Consider the following 17,401-nt stretch of genomic DNA (forward strand, 5'->3'; position numbering starts at 1 on the left):
CCAATCCTTCACGGCAGGCTCCAGGTGGAAGGTCTCGCGCAATCCGACAGACGTCCGGACGCCCGCCTCCGGAGAGGTTCTTCCTTCACCGCGCGACGCACGAGTGACTAGCCGGCCAGCCCAAGGTCGCAGATCAAGACTTTCACGGGCTCGTCGCCGCGGTTGAAAAACCAGTGATCGGCGTCTGCGTCCTCAACCAGAGCGATCCCCTCTCCGGCCGGATACTCGCGTTCGCCATCCGGCCGTCCTTCGATCCATGAACCTTCCAATGTATAGACGAGGCCTGGACGAGTGTCATGCTGATGCCGCGCAACTTGGCCGCCGGGTTCCAGCGTGGCGATGCGCAATTGCAGAAAGTAGCCGTCGATACCGATCTGCCTGATCATGGACTCTTCCGGCACGACGCCCAACTTCGTGATACCGATCCCGATATTCTCGGTCGGACCGGCCTCCTGTGCCTTCCCTGCGGCAATGTCCAAATTGCCGGCAAGTACCCCTAGCGAAAACAGAGCGGCGCCAGACAAGGCAGCTTTTATCGAGATCATCATGTCCTCCCAAATTCGCCTGTACTGCTCGACAGGTGGCACTTGGGTGCGGACGCACGCCTCGAACTCCGTTGTCCCGGATCTTTGGGCCGGTTAGGGCCGTCGCTGGCCGTTTCGCCCACACGGCATCCTAGCACAGGTGCGGACTACGAAGAACCAACCCGAATCCGAGCCTCACGGCGTGATCCGGGCGCTCGTTCCGACGCCCCCGCGCTTGACCCCGCGTCGGGCTTTGGCTAGGCGAGCGGAAACCCTTTCCAGCCTCAGGAGTGCCGACGTGGCCAATCCCTCCCTCCTCATCCTGCCCGGCGACGGGATCGGCCCCGAAGTCATGGCCGAAGTGAAGAAGATCATCGACTGGTACGGCGACAAGCGCGGGCTTCGCTTCGACGTCAGCGAGGATCTTGTCGGCGGCGCTGCCTACGACGCGCATGGCACGCCGCTCGCGGATGCGACCATGGCGAAGGCGCAGGAGGTCGACGCGGTGCTGCTCGGCGCGGTCGGCGGGCCGAAATACGACAAGCTCGACTTCTCGGTGAAGCCCGAGCGCGGGCTCCTCAGGCTCCGCAAGGAGATGGACCTTTTCTCGAACCTGCGCCCGGCACAGTGCTTCGACGCTTTGGCGGACTTCTCCTCGCTGAAGAAGGAGGTCGTCGCGGGCCTCGACATCATGATCGTGCGCGAGCTGACCTCGGGCGTCTATTTCGGCGAGCCTCGCGGCATCTTCACCGAGGGCAACGAGCGGGTGGGGATCAATACCCAGCGCTACACGGAATCCGAGATCGCCCGCGTCGCGCGCTCGGCCTTCGAACTGGCGCGGCGGCGGGGGAACAAGGTCTGCTCGATGGAGAAGGCCAATGTGATGGAATCGGGCATCCTTTGGCGCGAGGTCGTGCAGAAGGTGCATGACGAGGAATATCCCGACGTCGAACTCAGCCACATGTACGCCGATGCCGGCGCGATGCAGCTTTGCCGCTGGCCGAAGCAGTTCGACGTGATCGTCACCGACAACCTCTTCGGCGACCTCCTGTCGGATGCCGCGGCGATGCTGACCGGATCGCTCGGCATGCTGCCCTCGGCCTCGCTCGGCGCGCCGATGGCGAACGGCCGGCCGAAGGCGCTCTACGAGCCGGTGCACGGCTCGGCCCCCGACATCGCCGGGCAGGGCAAGGCCAACCCGATCGCCTGCATCCTCTCCTTCGCGATGGCGCTGCGCTACTCCTTCGACCAGGGTGCGGAGGCCGACCGGCTGGAGAAGGCGGTGGAGAAGGTGCTCGCCGACGGCGTCCGCACCGCCGATCTGATGGGGCCCGAGGGCGGCAAGCCGGTCTCGACCGCCGAGATGGGCAACGCGGTCGTTGCGGCGCTCGACGCGTCGCTCTGATCGCTCTCGTTCAAGCGGCACGATACTACGCGAAAAGGGGCGCCCTCGGCGCCCCTTCCTGCTTCCCGGGTCCCGCGGGCGAAACCGGTCAAGGCTCCTGTTCTGCCGATTTCGCCTCCTGCGCCTCGCCCGCGGCGACAAGGCCGTAGTGGATCACGCGCTCGGCATGATGCGCGGCGCGCTGAAGCGCCCGGATCGCGTCGGTCCGCTCGAACACTCCGGAGGGGCTGACGAGGCCGGCATGTTCGGCCAGAAGCGCCGAGCGGCGCAGCCGTCCCGTGCGCTCGCCGATCAGCCGGTTGATGCGCCGCATCCGTGCGTCGTTCGGCGCCGTGTCGGGGGCCGCCGCCGCGAGCCGGAGCGCCGCGCCCAGGGTCTCGGTCGGGCGCCGCAACACCGGATCGGCTGCGAGTGTCCGCAGCCGCTCCTTCTGGCGCGTCCGGTGCCAGAGGCGCTGCAAGTGATCGAACCGATGCAGGAGTGCGGTCCGCCGGGCGAGCGTGTCGGTCTTGCCCTCGGGCACGCGGATCCGGATCAGGAAATCGCCGATGTCGTCGAGGACCGGCCCCATCCGCGGCGCAAGATCGCGGAGCGCCGCATCGGTCCCGCCACGCCTGAGCCGTGCGCCAAGAGCGGCAAAGAGCGCCGCGGCGACGGCGGAGGTCGCGCCGCGGGCGGAATCGAGCGCGGCCTCTGCATCGGCGAGCAGGCGGCGGTCGAGCGACTCGGCGAGGACGGCGCCGCTGCCGGGAATGAGCCGCTCGATCAGCCGCGCGAAGGGCGCGGCAACGGGCAGCATGAGCAGGGTGCCGATCAGGTTGAAGAGCGTGTGGAAGGCCACGAGCGCGGCCGGACCGTCGCCACCGAAGGCTTGGTCGAGGGCCGGCACGGCGATCCCCACGAGCGCGAAGGCGACCGCCCCGGTGACGAGGTTGTAGGCAACGTGGGCCATGGCGGTGCGGCGCATGTCGCGGGACCCTCCCATCGTCGCGACAACGGATTTGAACGTCGTGCCGATGTCCATGCCGATCACCATAGATGCGGCCTGTGGCAGCGTGATCGCGTCCGAGCCGAGCAGGACGAGCGTCATCGCCACGCCGGCGCTCGAGGACTGGATCACCAGCGTCACGGCAACCCCGAGCGCGAGGAGCGCCAGGCGTCCTCCGATCGTGTCGGCCGGCAGTGCCTCCGGGATCATCATCCCGCCGAATCCCTCGGCCCCTGCCTGCATCATGTCGAGGCCGAGGAACACGAGGCTGAAACCGGCAAGCATCGCGCCGACCCGCGCCGCCTGCCCGCGCCCCAGCGCCGCGAAGAGGCCGGATGCGAAGAGCAGAGGCAGCGCCGCGGTCGCGAGATGCAGCTTGAACCCGAGCAGCACGACCATCCAGCCGGTGACCGTGGTGCCGACATTGGCGCCGAAGACGACGCCGACCGCTTGCGGAAAGGTCAGGAACCCGGCGCCGACGAAGCCGATGGTCATCAGCATCGTCGCGCTCGACGACTGGATCGCCGCGGTCGTGACGGCCCCGGCCAGGGCTCCGGTGGCCGGCGACGTCGTGAGCCGCCGGAGCACCGCGCGCAACTGGCGGCTGCCAAGCTGGCCGAGCGCCTCGGTCATCAGGCGCATGCCGAGGAGGAACATGCCGATTCCGCCGAGAAGCGTGAGAATGTCGCCCTGCATGCCGCCCATGCCGTTTTAACCGTCCCGGACCTACATTATCCGCGTTGTCCGCAAAACGCCCAGAGCGCGCATCCTGCGGGCCCTGTTCGAACGCGGCGCTTCAGTGCGCGCCGTGCCGGAAATTCCTGTCCTTTCTCCCTTGCCAAACGCTGCGGGAATCGGTAACCCCCGCGGCACGGTCGGAGCGTAGCGCAGCCTGGTAGCGCACCTGCTTCGGGAGCAGGGGGTCGGAGGTTCGAATCCTCTCGCTCCGACCAATTTCCCGAACATCCGGAAATCGACAGTTTCCCAAATGTGCGCCCGTTCCGGGCGCAAGCCTTTCCTCTCGCGCCTGCCGCGGGCGCGGCAGTCACTCGCTGCGCTCCGCGGCGGATATTTGTTCGCAAGATGAAGGCCGGTGACGTCTTCATCTTGCAAGAAGCATCCGCGCCGGAGGCAAACCGCACGAAGTGCCAGAAGGCGTGCGCCCGGAACGGGCGCTCATCTGTATTCCCCCGGCGGAGGCACAGCGCTGTCAACCCAGCATGTAGCGGGCGAGCTCGTCATAGACCGGTGCATCGGCGCCGAGGATCGAGCGGAAAAGCGAGAAATGCGTGACCGGGAAGGGGGCGAGGCGGGTCTCGCCCCGTGCGGCGATGAAGGCGCCAAGTCTCTGGTGGTCGGCGGCGGGGCTGTTGCGGCGGAACCGGGCGAGCGTCACATGCGGCGCGAAGCGTTCGCGCGGCAACATCAGCCCCGCGCCGTGAAGCCGGTTGCGGAGCCGCGCATGGAGGTCTCGCAGGGCGGGGCTGCGCGTCGCGGCGATGTGCAGGCTTGCCGGCTCGCGGCCGCCGAAGGTGCCGAGCCCGGCCAGTTCCAGGTCGAAGTCCGTCGCGCGGAACGACAGCAGGGCCTCGTGGACCGCCTCGATCACCTCGGGCGGCTCCTCGCCGAGGAAGGCGAGGGTGAGGTGCAGGTTCTCGGGGCGCACGAGCCGGCCGAACGGCAGGTCGACCTGCAAATCCTCCAGCGCGTCGATGACGCTCTCGGGCAGGGGAATGGCGAGAAAGGCGCGCATGAGGACTTGTAGGACGGCGGGCGGGACGATCCAAGGCCGGCCTTGCGCAAGCGCCGTTTCTGCCGCACGGTCGCGGCCATCGGAGCGAAACGAGGCAACATGCGGGCGGGGCTCATCTTTCTGGTGGCGGGCTATGTGCTGAGCCAGTTCTACCGCGCCTTTCTCGCGGTGCTGGCGCCGGTGCTTGGTGCCGAGATCGGCGCGGCGCCGGGGGATCTCGCGCTCTCCTCGGGCATCTGGTTTCTTGTCTTCGCGGTGATGCAGATGCCGGTGGGTGCCGCGCTCGACCGGATCGGACCGCGTCTGACGGCCTCGGTCCTGCTCGGTCTTGGCGGAGGCGGCGGTGCGCTTGTCTTCGCGCTCGCACAAAGTCCCGGCGCGGTGCATCTCGCCATGGCGTTGATCGGGATCGGCTGTTCGCCGGTGCTCATGGCCTCCTACTACATCTTCGCGCGGGTCTACCGGCCGGCCGTCTTCGGCACGCTCGCGGGCGCGATCATCGGCGCGGGCTCGCTCGGCAACATCGCCGGGGCGGCGCCCTTGGCCTGGCTCGTCGAGCAGATCGGCTGGCGGCCGGCGCTCACCGGGCTCGCCGCGGTGACGGTCGCGGTGGCGCTCGCGCTTTGGATCTTCGTGCGCGATCCCGAGCGGTTGGCGGCGCCGGAGACCGGGCGCGGGTCGGTCGTCGATCTCCTCCGCATTCCCGGCCTCTGGGCGATTCTGCCGCTGATGGCTGTCGCCTATGCGCCGGCCGCCGCGATAAGGGGGCTCTGGGCGGGGCCCTATCTCGCCGAGGTCTTCGGCGTAGACGCGCTCGCGATCGGGCGGGTGACGCTTGTCATGGCGCTCGCGATGGTCGCGGGGAATTTCGCCTACGGGCCGCTCGACCGGATCTTCGGCACGCGGAAATGGGTGGTTTTCTGGGGCAATGCGGCCGGGGCGGTGGCACTCGGGGCGCTTGCCCTCGCGCCCGGCGCGGGGTTCTGGGCGGCGACCGCGCTTCTTGCCGCCGTGGGCTTCTTCGGCTCGTCCTTCCCGGCGATCATGGCGCATGGGCGGAGCTTCTTTCCGCCCCATCTCGTCGGGCGCGGGGTGACCTTCCTCAATATGTTCGGGATCGGCGGCGCCGGGATCCTGCAATTCACCAGCGGCCGGTTCCACCGGGCGATGGAGGCGGGCGCCGCGAGTCCCGAGGCGCCGTTCGCCGCGCTCTTCCTCTTCTTCCTCGTGCCATTGCTGATCGGCCTCGTTCTCTACCTCTTCAGCCGCGACGCGACGGGCTAGAATTGCGGCGCCCCATGGGCTAACCATCCCGCGAAGGAGAGCACATGGCCCCCGACATCCGTGACATCGAGGTGATTGCACCGAACCTGAAGCGGCGGCTTTCGGGGGTGACGGCGACGATCGTGCGGCTGGTGCCCTTGCAGGCAAGGATGATCGGCATTGCCGCGACCGGGCCGGGCCTGCCCCCTCATGTGCCGCATGTCACCCTGTCGCGGCTTTTCCTCATGCCGCGCGACCGGGTCCGGGTCTGGCATGCCCGGCGCAACACCGAGATGCTGCTGGGGCTCATGCTGAAGCATGTCCTGAGGCGGCGGCTGCGTTTGCTCTTCACGTCGGCCTCGCAGCGCAAGCATACCGGCTATACCCGCTGGCTCATCGGCCGGATGGACGGGGTGATCGCCACCTCGCGAAAGACCGCCGCCTATCTCGAACGCGGGGCCGAGGTGATCCTGCACGGGATCGACACCGAGGCGTTCTCGCGGCCCGAGGACCGCGCCGCGCTGAGGCGCAAACTCGGCCTGCCCAAGGATCAGGTGATCCTCGGCTGCTACGGGCGGATCCGGGCGCAAAAGGGGACCGACGCCTTCGTCGAGGCCGCCCTCGCGCTCCTGCCCGGGCGGCCAGGGGTGACGGCGCTCGTGATGGGGCGGGCGACCGAGGGGCATGACGGCTTCCTGACCGGGCTAAAGGAGAAGGTCGCAACGGCCGGCCTGGCTGACCGCATCCGCTTCCTGCCCGAGGTGCCGGTCCACGAGATTGCCGACTGGTACCGGGTGCTGGACCTCTATGTCGCGCCGCAACGCTGGGAGGGCTTCGGCCTCACGCCGATCGAGGCGATGGCCTGCGCCGTGCCGGTGGTGGCGACCCGCGTCGGCGCTTTCGAGGAGATCGTGACGGAGGAGACCGGCGCGCTGGTGGCGCCCGGCGACATTCCGGCGCTCGCGGCGGCGGTGGCGCCCTTCCTCGATGACGCGGAGATGCGGGCAAGGGCCGGTGCGGCCTCGCTTAAGCGGGTGCGGCAGGCGTTCCGGATCGAGGACGAGGCGGCTGCCATCGTCGCGCTCTACCGGCGGCTTCTGGCGGGAGAGAGCTGGTGAACCGGGGGGGCTTCTACCTCGCGCGGGCGCTCCGGCGCGAGGCACCGCTCGCGGCGCTGTCGGTGGCGCGGGCCGACCTCTTCGCCGAGCTTGACGGCAAGCGCGTGGCGCTCGTCGGCAATGCCCGCTCGCTCGCGGAGCGCGACGAGGGGTTCGAGATCGACGCGGCCGATCTGGTGATCCGCATCAACCGGGCGCCGATGCCAGCCTCGCGCACGCATGGGCGGCGCACCGACTGGCTGGCGCTCGCCACCTCGATCGGCGCCGAGGATCTGCACCGCATCGGCGCAAGCCGCATCCTCTGGATGTCGCACAAGCGCAAGCGCCTGCCGTGGGGCGTGGCGACGTCGCCCGGCTTCTACCTGCATCCGCTCGCCGACTGGGCGGCCTTGCGCGACCGGCTCGGCGCGCCGCCGACCACCGGAGCGATGCTGATCGACCTGCTGGCGGCGAGCGGGCTCGCCTCGCTCCGCCTTCACGGCTTCGACTTCTTCGCCTCGCTCTCGCTCACCGGATCGCGCCGCGCCGATCAGGTGCCGCATGATTTCGCTGCCGAGAAGGCGTTCGTCGAGCGGCTCCTGCGCGAAGACAACCGGGTGAGCCAGGCCGGGGTCTGAGCGCCCGGAACCGGTAAACGCCGCGACCATGTCGCAATCGGGGATGCGCGCACAGGCGTTCGGGGCGAGGCTTCGGGAAAACCGGAGAGGACCGCCATGGATCACCGCAACGCATCGCTCGGCCCGAACACCACCGCCATCCATGCCGGCGAGGGACCGGACCCCGCGACCGGCGCCTCGGCGCCGCCGCTGCACATGTCCTCGACCTTCGTGACCGATCAGGTGGCCGGCTTTTCCGCCCATGACCTCCGCGACGACGCCGGCTTTCTCTATACCCGCTGGGGCAACCCCACCGTCGCGCTGCTGGAGCGCAAGATCGCGGCGCTTGAGGGGACCGAGGACTGCCTCTGCCTCGCCTCCGGCATGGCGGCGGCGACGGCGATCTTCCTGACGTTCCTCTCGGCCGGCGATCATGCGGTCGTCTCGGACGTCTCCTATGCCGGGGTCGCGGAGCTCGCGCGCGACACGCTGCCCCGGCTCGGGATCGCGGTGACGCTGGTCGACATGTCCGACCTCGACGCGGTGGCAGCGGCGATCCGGCCGGAGACCAAGCTCGTCCACACCGAAACGCCGGTGAACCCGATCGGCCGGCTCACCGATCTCGCGGCGGTGGCGCGGCTCGCCCATGACGCCGGGGCGCTGCTCTCCTGCGACGCGACCTTCGCCTCGCCCTTGGGGCAGGACAGCCGGGCGCTCGGCGTCGATCTGATCATGCATTCGGTGACGAAGTACATCGGCGGCCACGGCGACGCGGTCGGCGGCGCGGTGGCGGGCAGTGCCGAGCTTGTCGCGAAGCTCAGGGCCGAGGCGGCGATCCATCACGGTGGGATTCTCTCGCCCTTCAACGCCTGGCTGATCGCCCGCGGCATGGCGACGCTGCCCCTGCGGATGCAGGCGCACCAGCGGAACGCGATCCGGATCGCCGAATGGCTGGAAACCCGCCCCTCGGTGACCCGCGTGATCCATCCTGGCCTCGCCTCGCATCCCCAGGCCGAACTCGCGCGGCGGCAGATGACCAACACATCCGGAATGATCTCGTTCCAGGTCGGCGACGCGGCGCGGGGCCGGGCGCTGGCGCAGGGCTTCATCGACCGGCTCGAGATCATCCATTACGCGGTCTCGCTCGGCCATCACCGGAGCCTGATCTTCTGGATGGAGACCGACAGCCTGATGGACAGCTCGTTCCGGCTCGACGGTGCCGCGAGGGAGAGCTACCGCGCCTTCGCCGGCGACGGGGTGTTCCGGCTCTCGGTCGGGCTCGAGGATGCTGAGGATCTGATCGCCGATCTCGCCCGAGTATTGTGATCCTGCGGCGTTTTTTCCGCGCTGCGGCGCGGCGGGGCCTTTATCTGCGGGGCGCGATCGGCTAAGGGGCCTCGTCCTTAACGTTAGGAGACCCCAGATGGGCTACAAGGTCGTTGTCGCCGGCGCCACGGGGAATGTGGGCCGCGAAATGCTGAACATCCTCGCCGAGCGGGAATTTCCCGTCGACGAGATCGCCGCGCTTGCCTCGCGCAGGTCGCTCGGCACCGAGGTTTCGTTCGGCGACAAGACCGTCAAGACCAAGGACATCGAGGGTTTCGACTTCACCGGCTGGGACATCGCGCTCTTTGCCATCGGTTCGGAGGCGACGAAGAAATACGCGCCGATCGCGGCCTCGCAGGGCTGCGTGGTGATCGACAACTCCTCGCTCTACCGCTACGACCCGGAAATCCCGCTCGTCGTGCCGGAGGTCAACCCGGACGCGGTGGAGATGTACAAGAACAAGAACATCATCGCGAATCCCAACTGCTCGACCGCGCAGATGGTGGTGGCGCTGAAGCCGCTGCATGACCGCGCGAAGATCAAGCGCGTCGTCGTCTCGACCTACCAGTCGGTGTCGGGTGCGGGCAAGGATGGCATCGACGAGCTCTGGGACCAGACCAAGGGCCTCTATGTGCCGGGCCAGGAAGTGGCGCCGAAGAAGTTCACCAAGCAGATCGCCTTCAACGTCATTCCCCATATCGACGTCTTCCTCGAGGACGGCCAGACCAAGGAAGAGTGGAAGATGGTCGCCGAGACCAAGAAGATCCTCGACAAGACGATCAAGGTTACCGCGACCTGCGTCCGCGTCCCGGTCTTCGTCGGTCACTCGGAATCGGTGAACATCGAGTTCGAGGAGTTTCTCGACGAGGATGAGGCGCGCGACATCCTGCGCGAGGCGCCCGGCGTCATGGTCGTCGACAAGCGCGAGCCGGGCGGCTACGTCACGCCGGTGGAATGCGTCGGCGACTACGCGACCTTCATCAGCCGGATCCGCCAGGATTCGACCATCGACAACGGATTGAATCTCTGGTGCGTCTCGGACAACCTGCGCAAGGGCGCGGCGCTGAATGCGGTTCAGATTGCCGAGACGCTCGGGAACCGCTGCCTGAAGAAGGGGTGACACATGCGACTGGCCTTGCGCACCATGATCCTGTTGGTTGCGCTGGGCCTGATCACGGAGCGGCCGGCACAGGCGGAGACGCGGCGCGAGATCAGCGTCTTCGGCGGCATTCTCACCGACAATCCCTGGGAAGAGCTGGTCTTCACCCCGTGGAACGCCAGGTACGAAGAGCCGGGCCTCGTGGGCGTGGCGGCGGATTTCCGTCTCTTTAATCCGGTCGCAACTCGTGTCGGCGAGTTGTCGTTCTGGCTTGAGCCGCAGGTGGTCCGCCATTTCAACCTTCAGGACCACTGGGAGTTCAACCTGCCGGTCGTCGCGCGGCTCGAGACGAAGCGGCCGGTCCTTTGGGTGATCGACAGCTTCGCCTTCGGCATCGGTCCCTCCCATGCCTCCAAGGTGCCGGCGCTCGAAGAGCGGCGCGGCGACGGCGAAGCGGCTCAGAACTTGATCTACTGGCATTTCGAGCTTGCGCATGATCTCGGGCGCGAGGCGGACCGGAGCGTGTTCCTGCGCCTGCATCACCGATCGGACGGCTACGGTCTCATCGGCCCCGGCGCCTCGTCCAACGGGGTCGTCGTCGGCCTGCGCAGCGCCTTCTGAGCCGGGCCCGGCGTTCGGATCCGGCCCGGCCGGGGCATGCGTCAATTCCACTCATCCTGCCGGCAGCATTCGCGCCCGCTTTCCGGCTGACATCGCCGGGCCACCGGGTAAGGTTCGCCCCACCTTCCGGTGCCCGCCTTCGCGCGGGAGAATCGGGAATGCGGTGCAATTCCGCGACGTGCCCAGCGCTGTGAGGGGGACTGCCGGACGATGACCACTGGCCGTAGGGCCGGGAAGGGGTCCGGGCGGAATGAGCCCGAGTCAGAAGACCGGCCGGAAGGGATGGCGCGGGCCGCGCGGACGGCGGCTTGCGCGGGACCATCCAAGGGGACTCCGATGGCCGATACCAAGACCGGGCTCACGCCGCCCGACAGCTACGATGCCGCCACCCGCGAAGCGGTCTACCGCACCATCCTCAACCGCCGCGACACACGCGGCGACTTCCTGCCCGACGCGGTCGACCCGGAACGACTCAGCCGGGTGCTGATGGCGGCGCATCACGCGCCCTCGGTGGGTTTCATGCAGCCCTGGGACTTCCTCGTCCTGCGCGAGCCCGGGATTCGCGGCCGGGTGCACGACCTCTTCGCCAAGGCCAATGCCGAGGCGGCGATGATGTTCGAGGGGGACCGGCGCCAAGTTTACCGCAACCTCAAGCTCGAAGGCATCCTCGAATCGCCCCTCAACATCTGCATCACCTGCGACCGCAGCCGAGCAGGGCCGGTGGTGATCGGGCGCACCCATATCCCGATGATGGACCTCTTCTCCTCGGTCTGCGCTGTGCAGAACTTCTGGCTCGCGGCGCGGGCCGAGGGGCTGGGCGTCGGCTGGGTCTCGATCCTCGACAACGGCGCGCTAAAGCGGGTGCTCGGCCTGCCGAAGGACGTGATCCCGGTTGCCTATCTCTGCGTCGGTCATGTGCGGGGCTTCCATGCGCGGCCGGAACTCGAGGCGGCGGGCTGGCGCAAGCGACTGCCGATCACCGACCACGTCCATTACGACCGCTGGGGCAATGCGCGGGCCGACGGCGCGCTGACCGAGCGGCTCGGCGCCGATCAGGAGGCCATCGAGGCCGGCCGGTTCCTCTCAGAGCGGCTGGCCTGACGGCCGGGGCGCCGGGTCAGGATCCGCCGCCTGGTGCCTTGAGGCGCCTTGGTCCGTCACTCGGCGCCTCGGGCAACTCAAGGCGCCGCACGCCGGCGGCGGCGTCGCCAGGCGCCCTGAGCAGCGGCGCGCTTTCGGGGGACTGGCCGGCGCGGACCAGCGCGCGGTCAAGTTCATCCCGCTCCGCGCAGCTGCCGCAAAGCTCCTCGAGCCGCGCGAGATTGGCCTTGGCCGCCTCGTAGCGGCGCTGGGTGATGTAGAGTTCGCCCTGATACTGCAGCGCGCCGCGATGGCCGGGGTCGAGCCTCAGCGCCTCGGCGTAGTAGTCCTCGGCCCCGGTGTAGTCGCGCAGCCTCAGGCTCGCGAGGCCGAGCAGGGTCCAGGCGTCCGCGTCGCCCGGCCCGGTCTCGACGAGCGCACGAAGCTCGCGACGGGTGGCATCGTAATCGCGCAGCTGGAACAGGGACAGGGCGCGGGAATAGCTCGGCGGAACAACGCGCGGTGCGGCCTGACGGCGCTCATAGCGGTGATGGACGCCGTAGTCATATCCGAAGCCGTGTCCGCCGATGGCCGGTGCGGGCGGCAGGATCATGGCCAGCGCAATGCCAGCCGCGAGGAGCGCGGGGCGCGATCCATGCATGGCAAGAGCCTCCTGTCGCGACCCAGCCTACCATGACGCGCAAACACGCGCGGTCACGATGCGGGGACCGGGAACGGCTCAGAACCGCTCGGCGCGCAGCACTTCGCAGTCGCTGACGGAAACGACGCCGATATGGCGCTCGACCACCTTGAAGGCGGCGTCGAGGAGCGTGTCCACCCGCTCGGGACGGACGATGCAGACCACGGCGACCATGCCGCCCGCGAGCGAGACCTGGCCGTCGCGGCTCCATTGCCCGGAGCGGCCGGAGCCGCCGAGCACCGGCAGGATCGTGAAGCCGGTGACACCGGCCGCGACGATGGCGTCTGTCAGCCGGTGTTCGAGCGGGGCCTCGATGATGATCTCGACGCGCTTGGCCTGATGGGTCTGCATGGTCAGCCTCCGGCGAAAAGCCCGGCCACCGCGACATAGAGCGGGATGCCAAGCGAGAGGTTGAAGGGGAAGGTGACGCCGAGCGAGAGCGTCAGGTAGATCGAGGGATTGGCCTCTGGCAAGGCCACCCGCATCGCGGCCGGCACCGCGATGTAGGAGGCCGAGGCCGCCAGCGTCATCATCAGTGCCGTGCCGCCGGCCGAGAAGCCGAGCATCAGCGCCACCGGCAACGCCATCGCCGCGCCGATCATCGGCATGAGCCCGGCGAAGACGACCGCGCCGGCCGAGAGAAGCCCGCGCGACTGCTTCAGCCCGCGCCCGGCGACGAGCCCCATGTCGAGAAGGAAGAGGCAGAGCACGCCCTTGAACGGCGAGACGATGAAGCTCTCGATCTCCGCGAGGCCGCGCTCGCCGGTCACCGCGCCGATGAGGAAGGCGCCGATCAGAAGCACGATCGAGCCGTTCAACATCACCTCGCGCCAGAGCTCGGCATCCATCTTCACGCCGGAGCCGCCGCGCGCGGCGAGCCAGAGCGCCGCGACGATGGCCGGTGCCTCCATCGCGGCGGCGACGGCGACCATGTAGCCCTCGTAGTCGATGGCGCGGCTGGTCAGGATCGCGGTCGCCGAGACGAAGGTGACGATCGAGATCGAGCCGTAGTGGCCCGCCACCGCGGCGGCATCGACGCGCGACATCCGGGTCAGGCTGCGCAGGAGCGTGAAGGCCACGATCGGGATCGCGAAGCTGAGGCCGATGCCGGCGACGAGCGCGAGCGCGAGCCGCGCGTCGAGCCCGTGCGCGGCGACGCTGGCGCCGCCCTTGAAGCCGATCGCGAAGAGAAGGTAGATCGACAGCGCCTTGGCAGCAGCCTCGGGCACCGAGAGGCTGGAGCGCGCGAGCGCCGCGGCAAGGCCGAGCGCGAAGCTCAGGATGATCGGGGACAGCAGGTTTTGTCCCATGACCGAAAGAATCGCGTCCACCGTCACCCCCGCTTTGAGTTCGGGCGTAGATAGCCGGGCCGGCGGCCAAAACAAGGGGCAGGGCGCGGCCGCTTCGAAATAAAGTCCGGCCGCGCTCTTCAGCTCTCAAATGTCAGATCGGCACGAACTTGTGGGTGGTGGGGTCGTATTGCTCCAACCCGCCTTCGCCGATGTCGTTCCAGAGACCGTGCAGCGTCATCTCGCCCCCCTCGACCGCGGAGCGCACGAAGGGGAAAGTCATCAAGTTCTCGAGGCTGACCAGCACCGCCTCCTTTTCGAGGGCGCGCAGGCGCTCGGTCTCGGGCAGGTCCTTCACCCGCTCGTAACCCGGGCGCAGGATGTCCATCCAGCGGCCGACGAAGCTCGACTTCTCCTCGAGGGCGGGCGCGTGGCCGGTGCACATGTCATGGCAGCCCTTGACGCCGCCGCAGAGCGAGTGGCCGACGATGATGACATGGGCGACCTTGAGCGTCGTGACCGCGTATTCCACCGCGGCGGAGGTGCCGTGATATTCGCCGTCCGGATTGTAGGGCGGCACCAGGTTGGCGATGTTACGGTGGATGAAGAACTCGCCCTGGTCGGCGCCGAAGATCGAGGTGACATGCACGCGGCTGTCGCAGCACGAGATGACCATCGCGCGCGGGCGCTGGCCTTCATCGGCAAGACGGCGGTACCAGGCGCGGTTCTCAGTCCAGGTTGTGGCTTTCCAGCCGTGGTAACGATGCACCAGGTAGGAGGGCAGCGGTTTCGCGTTTTGCATTTGTCCTCGCCTCGTGATTTGGGCCGTATTCCGGGATAGCCGCGAGGCGTTTAGAATTCGAGACTTTTTTCGGAGCCGCATCAAGAAATTCTTGAGAGAGGCGCCGCACGGTAAGCGCACGCGTGGGGCGTGACATCGGAGGGCGACGGGTGGCGAAACTTGCGGTTTTGCACCACGAGGAAGGAGTCCGGGTAGATCCGGACTGCCTCGTGGCGCTTTATGCCGAACTGGGAGAGGCAGGGGCCGAACGGGTTCTGAGCCGTGCAATGGAGGAACTGAACGCGCGGCTGACCGAGATGCAGCGGTTCGTCGACGAGGGGCGCACCGCGCAACTGACGCGCAGCGCGCGGCTCCTGGTCAAGGTGGCCGAGCAGATCGGAATGCCCAGCTTCGCGCGCGTCGCCGACGACGTGGTGCGGGCGACGGAGGCGGGTGACCATGCCGCACAGGCGGCGACGCTGGCACGACTGATCCGGATCGGTGACCGGTCCCTCAATGCGGTCTGCGACCTGCGCGACCTGACGGTCTGAGCGTGAACGGCAGCGCTTCCGCGGTGCCCCTTGCGGGCGCTGCGGGGGCGGCTAGTCTGGCGGGGCAATCAGCTCCGAGGCCAGAATGCCGTTTTCCTTCGCCGATCCCGCCGCCGCATCGCGTCCTCTTCACCTGGTGGAGGCGGCAGAGGCCGCCGCGTTCGTTGCCGGGCGCAGTGATGCGGAACGCGCCTGGCTCGACGCCTTGGGCTTTACCGGGGCGCTCGGCCAGATCTACGTTCTGCCGGGTCTCGACGGGGCGCCGGCGGGTGCGGTGTTCGGCTGGGGCAGCGCGGCAACGCGGCGGCGCGGACGGTTCCAGATCGCGCGCGCGGTGGCCGACCTGCCCTCGGGTGACTGGCATCTCGAAGGCGATCTCAGCCCTCGGGAGGCCGAAGAGGCGGCACTCGGCTGGCTGCTCGCGACCTATCGCTTCACACGCTACAAATCCGTGAAGACGCCCGTCGCACGGCTGAAAGCGCCGGCGGGCGTCGATGCGGCGCGGCTTCTGGCGATTGCCGAGGGCGAGGCACTGACCCGCGACCTGATCAACACGCCTGCCGCCGACATGGGGCCGGCGGAACTCGAGGACGCCTTCACCACGCTCGGCCGCCGTTTCGGCGCCGAGATCCGGGTGATCCGCGGCGACGATCTCCTCGCCCACGGCTTCCCGATGATCCACGCCGTGGGCCGCGCCTCGGACCGTGCGCCGCGGCTTCTCGACCTAACTTGGGGCGAGGCGGGGCCGCGGCTCACGCTGGTCGGCAAGGGGGTCTGCTTCGACACCGGCGGGCTCGACATCAAGCCGGCCGCGTCGATGGGGCTAATGAAGAAGGACATGGGCGGCGCGGCGACGGTGATCGGGCTCGCCCACATGATCATGGCGCTCGGGCTGAAGCTCCGGCTCCGGGTTCTGGTCCCGGCTGTGGAGAACGCGGTCGGCGGCAATGCCTTTCGGCCGCAGGACATCCTGAAAAGCCGCAAGGGCCTGACGGTCGAGATCAACAACACGGATGCCGAGGGCCGGCTCGTGCTCGCCGATGCCCTGGCGCTCGCCGACGAGGAGAAGCCCGACCTTCTCGTCTCGATGGCCACGCTCACCGGCGCGGCCCGGGTCGCGGTGGGCCCCGACCTCGCGCCCTACTTCTGCGACGACGATATCATCGCGGCGGCACTGGCGGAGGCCGGGGCGACAATCGCGGATCCCCTATGGCGGCTGCCGTTCTGGGAACCCTACGAGACCATGATCGAGCCCGGCATCGCCGATCTCGACAATGCGCCCGCGGGCGGCATGGCCGGATCGATCACGGCCGCGCTCTTTCTCCGGCGCTTCGTCACGGACACGCCCCGCTACGCGCATTTCGACATCTACGGATGGCAACCTAAGGCGGAACCGGGGCGACCCAAGGGCGGCGTCGGCCAGGGCGCGCGGGCGCTCCTGGAGGCGCTTCCGGGCGTGCTCGGGCTGTGAGCGACCGGCGCCTCACCCCGGCGAACGGCCGGGTCGCGCATGCCGCGCTCGAAGGCCAGGTTGCGGCCGACCGCTACGTTTCGGGCGACTGGGCACGGATCGCGGCGCCGCTCGCCGACCTCCTCGCGCGACCGGACGGGCCGCGCGACCGCCAGGTGCTGATGGGCGAACGGGTGCTGGTGCTCGACCGGCACGGCGGCTTCGCCTTCGTCCAGGCCGAGAAGGACGGCTATTGCGGCTACCTCGCCGAGCCGGTGATCGGCGCCGACCGCGCCGCCACCCACTGGGTCTCGGCCCCCGCGACCCATCTCTACCGCGAACCCGACATCAAGCGGCCGGAGGTGGCGAGCCTCACGCTCGGCGCGCGGCTGACCGTCACGGCCGAACACCTCGCTTTCCTCGAGACCGCCGAGGGGCTCTTCGTGCCGCGGATGCATCTGAAGCCGCTCGGCGACTGGGCGGACGACCCAGCCGGCGTGGCGGAAAGCCTGACCGGCACCCCTTATCTCTGGGGTGGCAACGCGCGGTCCGGGATCGACTGCTCGGGTCTCGTCCAGGCCGCGCTTCTCGCCTGCGGCATCGCCTGCCCGGGCGACAGCGACCTGCAGGAGGCCGCCCTCGGCGCGCCGCTGCCCGAGGATGCCGGATACCGGCGCGGCGACCTCCTGTTCTGGAAGGGCCATGTCGCGATGGCGGTCAGCGAAACCCAGCTCATCCACGCCAATGCCTTCCACATGGCGGTGGCCCATGAGGGGACCGCCGAGGCGATCGCCCGCATCGCGCGTCAGGGCGACGGCCGCCCCAGCACGGTGAAACGGCTCGCGGCCCGCCGCTGA

At 68.8% G+C, this 17,401-nt stretch carries 18 protein-coding genes, 1 tRNA gene and 1 riboswitch; of the genes, 12 read left to right on the forward strand and 7 right to left on the reverse strand.

Translation table 11 applies throughout. The features are described 5' to 3' along the window. Positions 1-107: 107 nt before the first annotated feature. Positions 108-548 (reverse strand): cupin domain-containing protein, encoded by a 441-nt coding sequence (locus OM960_RS03655; RefSeq protein WP_263335540.1) that lies wholly within the window; start codon positions 546-548, stop codon positions 108-110. A gap of 274 nt (positions 549-822) precedes the next feature. On the opposite strand from OM960_RS03655, the gene leuB reads away from it, so the two are divergent. Then, positions 823-1,929 carry a 3-isopropylmalate dehydrogenase gene (leuB, locus tag OM960_RS03660; protein ID WP_264771092.1) on the forward strand — a complete coding sequence of 369 codons (1,107 nt, stop codon included), beginning with the start codon at positions 823-825 and terminating at the stop codon, positions 1,927-1,929. Between the two features lie 88 nt (positions 1,930-2,017). Here the strand turns inward: leuB and OM960_RS03665 are convergent, their stop codons facing one another. Beyond that, positions 2,018-3,613, reverse strand: coding sequence for a Na/Pi cotransporter family protein (locus tag OM960_RS03665; RefSeq protein ID WP_264771093.1), 1,596 nt, complete (start codon positions 3,611-3,613; stop codon positions 2,018-2,020). 180 nt (positions 3,614-3,793) lie between these two features. On the opposite strand from OM960_RS03665, the gene OM960_RS03670 reads away from it, so the two are divergent. Then, a tRNA-Pro gene (locus OM960_RS03670) sits at positions 3,794-3,870 on the forward strand. Between the two features lie 257 nt (positions 3,871-4,127). Here the strand turns inward: OM960_RS03670 and thpR are convergent. Next, a complete protein-coding gene (thpR, locus tag OM960_RS03675) occupies positions 4,128-4,670 on the reverse strand; it encodes an RNA 2',3'-cyclic phosphodiesterase (protein ID WP_264771094.1) in 543 nt (180 codons plus the stop codon). Positions 4,671-4,769: 99 nt separating this feature from the next. On the opposite strand from thpR, the gene OM960_RS03680 reads away from it, so the two are divergent. From OM960_RS03680 to bluB, 7 genes are all read left to right on the forward strand, one after another. Further along, on the forward strand, positions 4,770-5,954 hold the full coding sequence (locus OM960_RS03680) for an MFS transporter (RefSeq protein WP_264771095.1): 1,185 nt from the start codon (positions 4,770-4,772) through the stop codon (positions 5,952-5,954). A 44-nt stretch (positions 5,955-5,998) separates the two neighbouring features. Continuing rightward, on the forward strand, positions 5,999-7,051 hold the full coding sequence (locus OM960_RS03685) for a glycosyltransferase family 4 protein (RefSeq protein ID WP_264771096.1): 1,053 nt from the start codon (positions 5,999-6,001) through the stop codon (positions 7,049-7,051). Further along, entirely contained in the window at positions 7,048-7,668 is a 621-nt protein-coding gene (locus OM960_RS03690) for a glycosyltransferase family 29 protein (RefSeq protein WP_263335529.1), read from the forward strand. Before OM960_RS03685 ends, OM960_RS03690 begins: the two co-directional genes overlap by 4 nt. Positions 7,669-7,764: 96 nt before the next feature. Then, entirely contained in the window at positions 7,765-8,973 is a 1,209-nt protein-coding gene (locus OM960_RS03695; RefSeq protein WP_263335527.1) for a trans-sulfuration enzyme family protein, read from the forward strand. Between the two features lie 97 nt (positions 8,974-9,070). Continuing rightward, positions 9,071-10,093 carry an aspartate-semialdehyde dehydrogenase gene (locus tag OM960_RS03700; protein ID WP_263335526.1) on the forward strand — a complete coding sequence of 341 codons (1,023 nt, stop codon included), beginning with the start codon at positions 9,071-9,073 and terminating at the stop codon, positions 10,091-10,093. A 3-nt stretch (positions 10,094-10,096) separates the two neighbouring features. Further along, positions 10,097-10,693 (forward strand): hypothetical protein, encoded by a 597-nt coding sequence (locus OM960_RS03705; protein ID WP_264771097.1) that lies wholly within the window; start codon positions 10,097-10,099, stop codon positions 10,691-10,693. Between the two features lie 110 nt (positions 10,694-10,803). Beyond that, positions 10,804-10,985, forward strand: a riboswitch (cobalamin riboswitch). Between the two features lie 44 nt (positions 10,986-11,029). Beyond that, the gene (bluB, locus tag OM960_RS03710; RefSeq protein ID WP_263335522.1) at positions 11,030-11,794 is read left to right on the forward strand and encodes a 5,6-dimethylbenzimidazole synthase; all 765 of its coding nucleotides are present in this window, start codon (positions 11,030-11,032) and stop codon (positions 11,792-11,794) included. A gap of 16 nt (positions 11,795-11,810) precedes the next feature. Here bluB and OM960_RS03715 read toward each other — a convergent pair whose 3' ends face one another. The 4 genes from OM960_RS03715 to OM960_RS03730 form a co-directional block, all read right to left on the reverse strand. Further along, positions 11,811-12,434, reverse strand: coding sequence for a tetratricopeptide repeat protein (locus OM960_RS03715; RefSeq protein ID WP_264771098.1), 624 nt, complete (start codon positions 12,432-12,434; stop codon positions 11,811-11,813). A 78-nt stretch (positions 12,435-12,512) separates the two neighbouring features. After that, positions 12,513-12,824: a DUF3240 family protein gene (locus tag OM960_RS03720; RefSeq protein ID WP_263335519.1), complete on the reverse strand. Its 312-nt coding sequence runs from the start codon at positions 12,822-12,824 to the stop codon at positions 12,513-12,515. Positions 12,825-12,826: 2 nt separating this feature from the next. Continuing rightward, positions 12,827-13,804: a sodium-dependent bicarbonate transport family permease gene (locus OM960_RS03725; protein WP_264771099.1), complete on the reverse strand. Its 978-nt coding sequence runs from the start codon at positions 13,802-13,804 to the stop codon at positions 12,827-12,829. A 112-nt stretch (positions 13,805-13,916) separates the two neighbouring features. Next, positions 13,917-14,564 carry a carbonic anhydrase gene (locus tag OM960_RS03730; RefSeq protein ID WP_263335516.1) on the reverse strand — a complete coding sequence of 216 codons (648 nt, stop codon included), beginning with the start codon at positions 14,562-14,564 and terminating at the stop codon, positions 13,917-13,919. 149 nt (positions 14,565-14,713) lie between these two features. Here OM960_RS03730 and OM960_RS03735 point away from each other — a divergent pair, with 149 nt between their 5' ends. From OM960_RS03735 to OM960_RS03745, 3 genes are all read left to right on the forward strand, one after another. Next, positions 14,714-15,094, forward strand: a complete 381-nt coding sequence (locus tag OM960_RS03735) for a hypothetical protein (RefSeq protein ID WP_264771100.1) — start codon at positions 14,714-14,716, stop codon at positions 15,092-15,094. A gap of 85 nt (positions 15,095-15,179) precedes the next feature. Continuing rightward, a complete protein-coding gene (locus tag OM960_RS03740) occupies positions 15,180-16,565 on the forward strand; it encodes a leucyl aminopeptidase family protein (protein ID WP_264771101.1) in 1,386 nt (461 codons plus the stop codon). Next, positions 16,562-17,401 (forward strand): C40 family peptidase, encoded by an 840-nt coding sequence (locus OM960_RS03745; protein WP_264771102.1) that lies wholly within the window; start codon positions 16,562-16,564, stop codon positions 17,399-17,401. Before OM960_RS03740 ends, OM960_RS03745 begins: the two co-directional genes overlap by 4 nt.

This window comes from Defluviimonas salinarum (genome assembly GCF_026013545.1).
Classification (GTDB): domain Bacteria; phylum Pseudomonadota; class Alphaproteobacteria; order Rhodobacterales; family Rhodobacteraceae; genus Albidovulum; species Albidovulum salinarum.

Excerpts from the sequence above, each read along its gene's own strand:
- OM960_RS03655 (WP_263335540.1), bottom strand. The coding sequence starts at position 548 with ATGATGATCTCGATAAAAGCTGCCTTGTCTGGCGCCGCTCTGTTTTCG.
- OM960_RS03665 (WP_264771093.1), bottom strand. The coding sequence starts at position 3,613 with ATGCAGGGCGACATTCTCACGCTTCTCGGCGGAATCGGCATGTTCCTC.
- thpR (WP_264771094.1), bottom strand. The coding sequence starts at position 4,670 with ATGCGCGCCTTTCTCGCCATTCCCCTGCCCGAGAGCGTCATCGACGCG.
- OM960_RS03680 (WP_264771095.1), top strand. The coding sequence starts at position 4,770 with ATGCGGGCGGGGCTCATCTTTCTGGTGGCGGGCTATGTGCTGAGCCAG.
- OM960_RS03685 (WP_264771096.1), top strand. The coding sequence starts at position 5,999 with ATGGCCCCCGACATCCGTGACATCGAGGTGATTGCACCGAACCTGAAG.
- OM960_RS03695 (WP_263335527.1), top strand. The coding sequence starts at position 7,765 with ATGGATCACCGCAACGCATCGCTCGGCCCGAACACCACCGCCATCCAT.
- OM960_RS03700 (WP_263335526.1), top strand. The coding sequence starts at position 9,071 with ATGGGCTACAAGGTCGTTGTCGCCGGCGCCACGGGGAATGTGGGCCGC.
- OM960_RS03705 (WP_264771097.1), top strand. The coding sequence starts at position 10,097 with ATGCGACTGGCCTTGCGCACCATGATCCTGTTGGTTGCGCTGGGCCTG.
- bluB (WP_263335522.1), top strand. The coding sequence starts at position 11,030 with ATGGCCGATACCAAGACCGGGCTCACGCCGCCCGACAGCTACGATGCC.
- OM960_RS03715 (WP_264771098.1), bottom strand. The coding sequence starts at position 12,434 with ATGCATGGATCGCGCCCCGCGCTCCTCGCGGCTGGCATTGCGCTGGCC.
- OM960_RS03720 (WP_263335519.1), bottom strand. The coding sequence starts at position 12,824 with ATGCAGACCCATCAGGCCAAGCGCGTCGAGATCATCATCGAGGCCCCG.
- OM960_RS03730 (WP_263335516.1), bottom strand. The coding sequence starts at position 14,564 with ATGCAAAACGCGAAACCGCTGCCCTCCTACCTGGTGCATCGTTACCAC.
- OM960_RS03740 (WP_264771101.1), top strand. The coding sequence starts at position 15,180 with ATGCCGTTTTCCTTCGCCGATCCCGCCGCCGCATCGCGTCCTCTTCAC.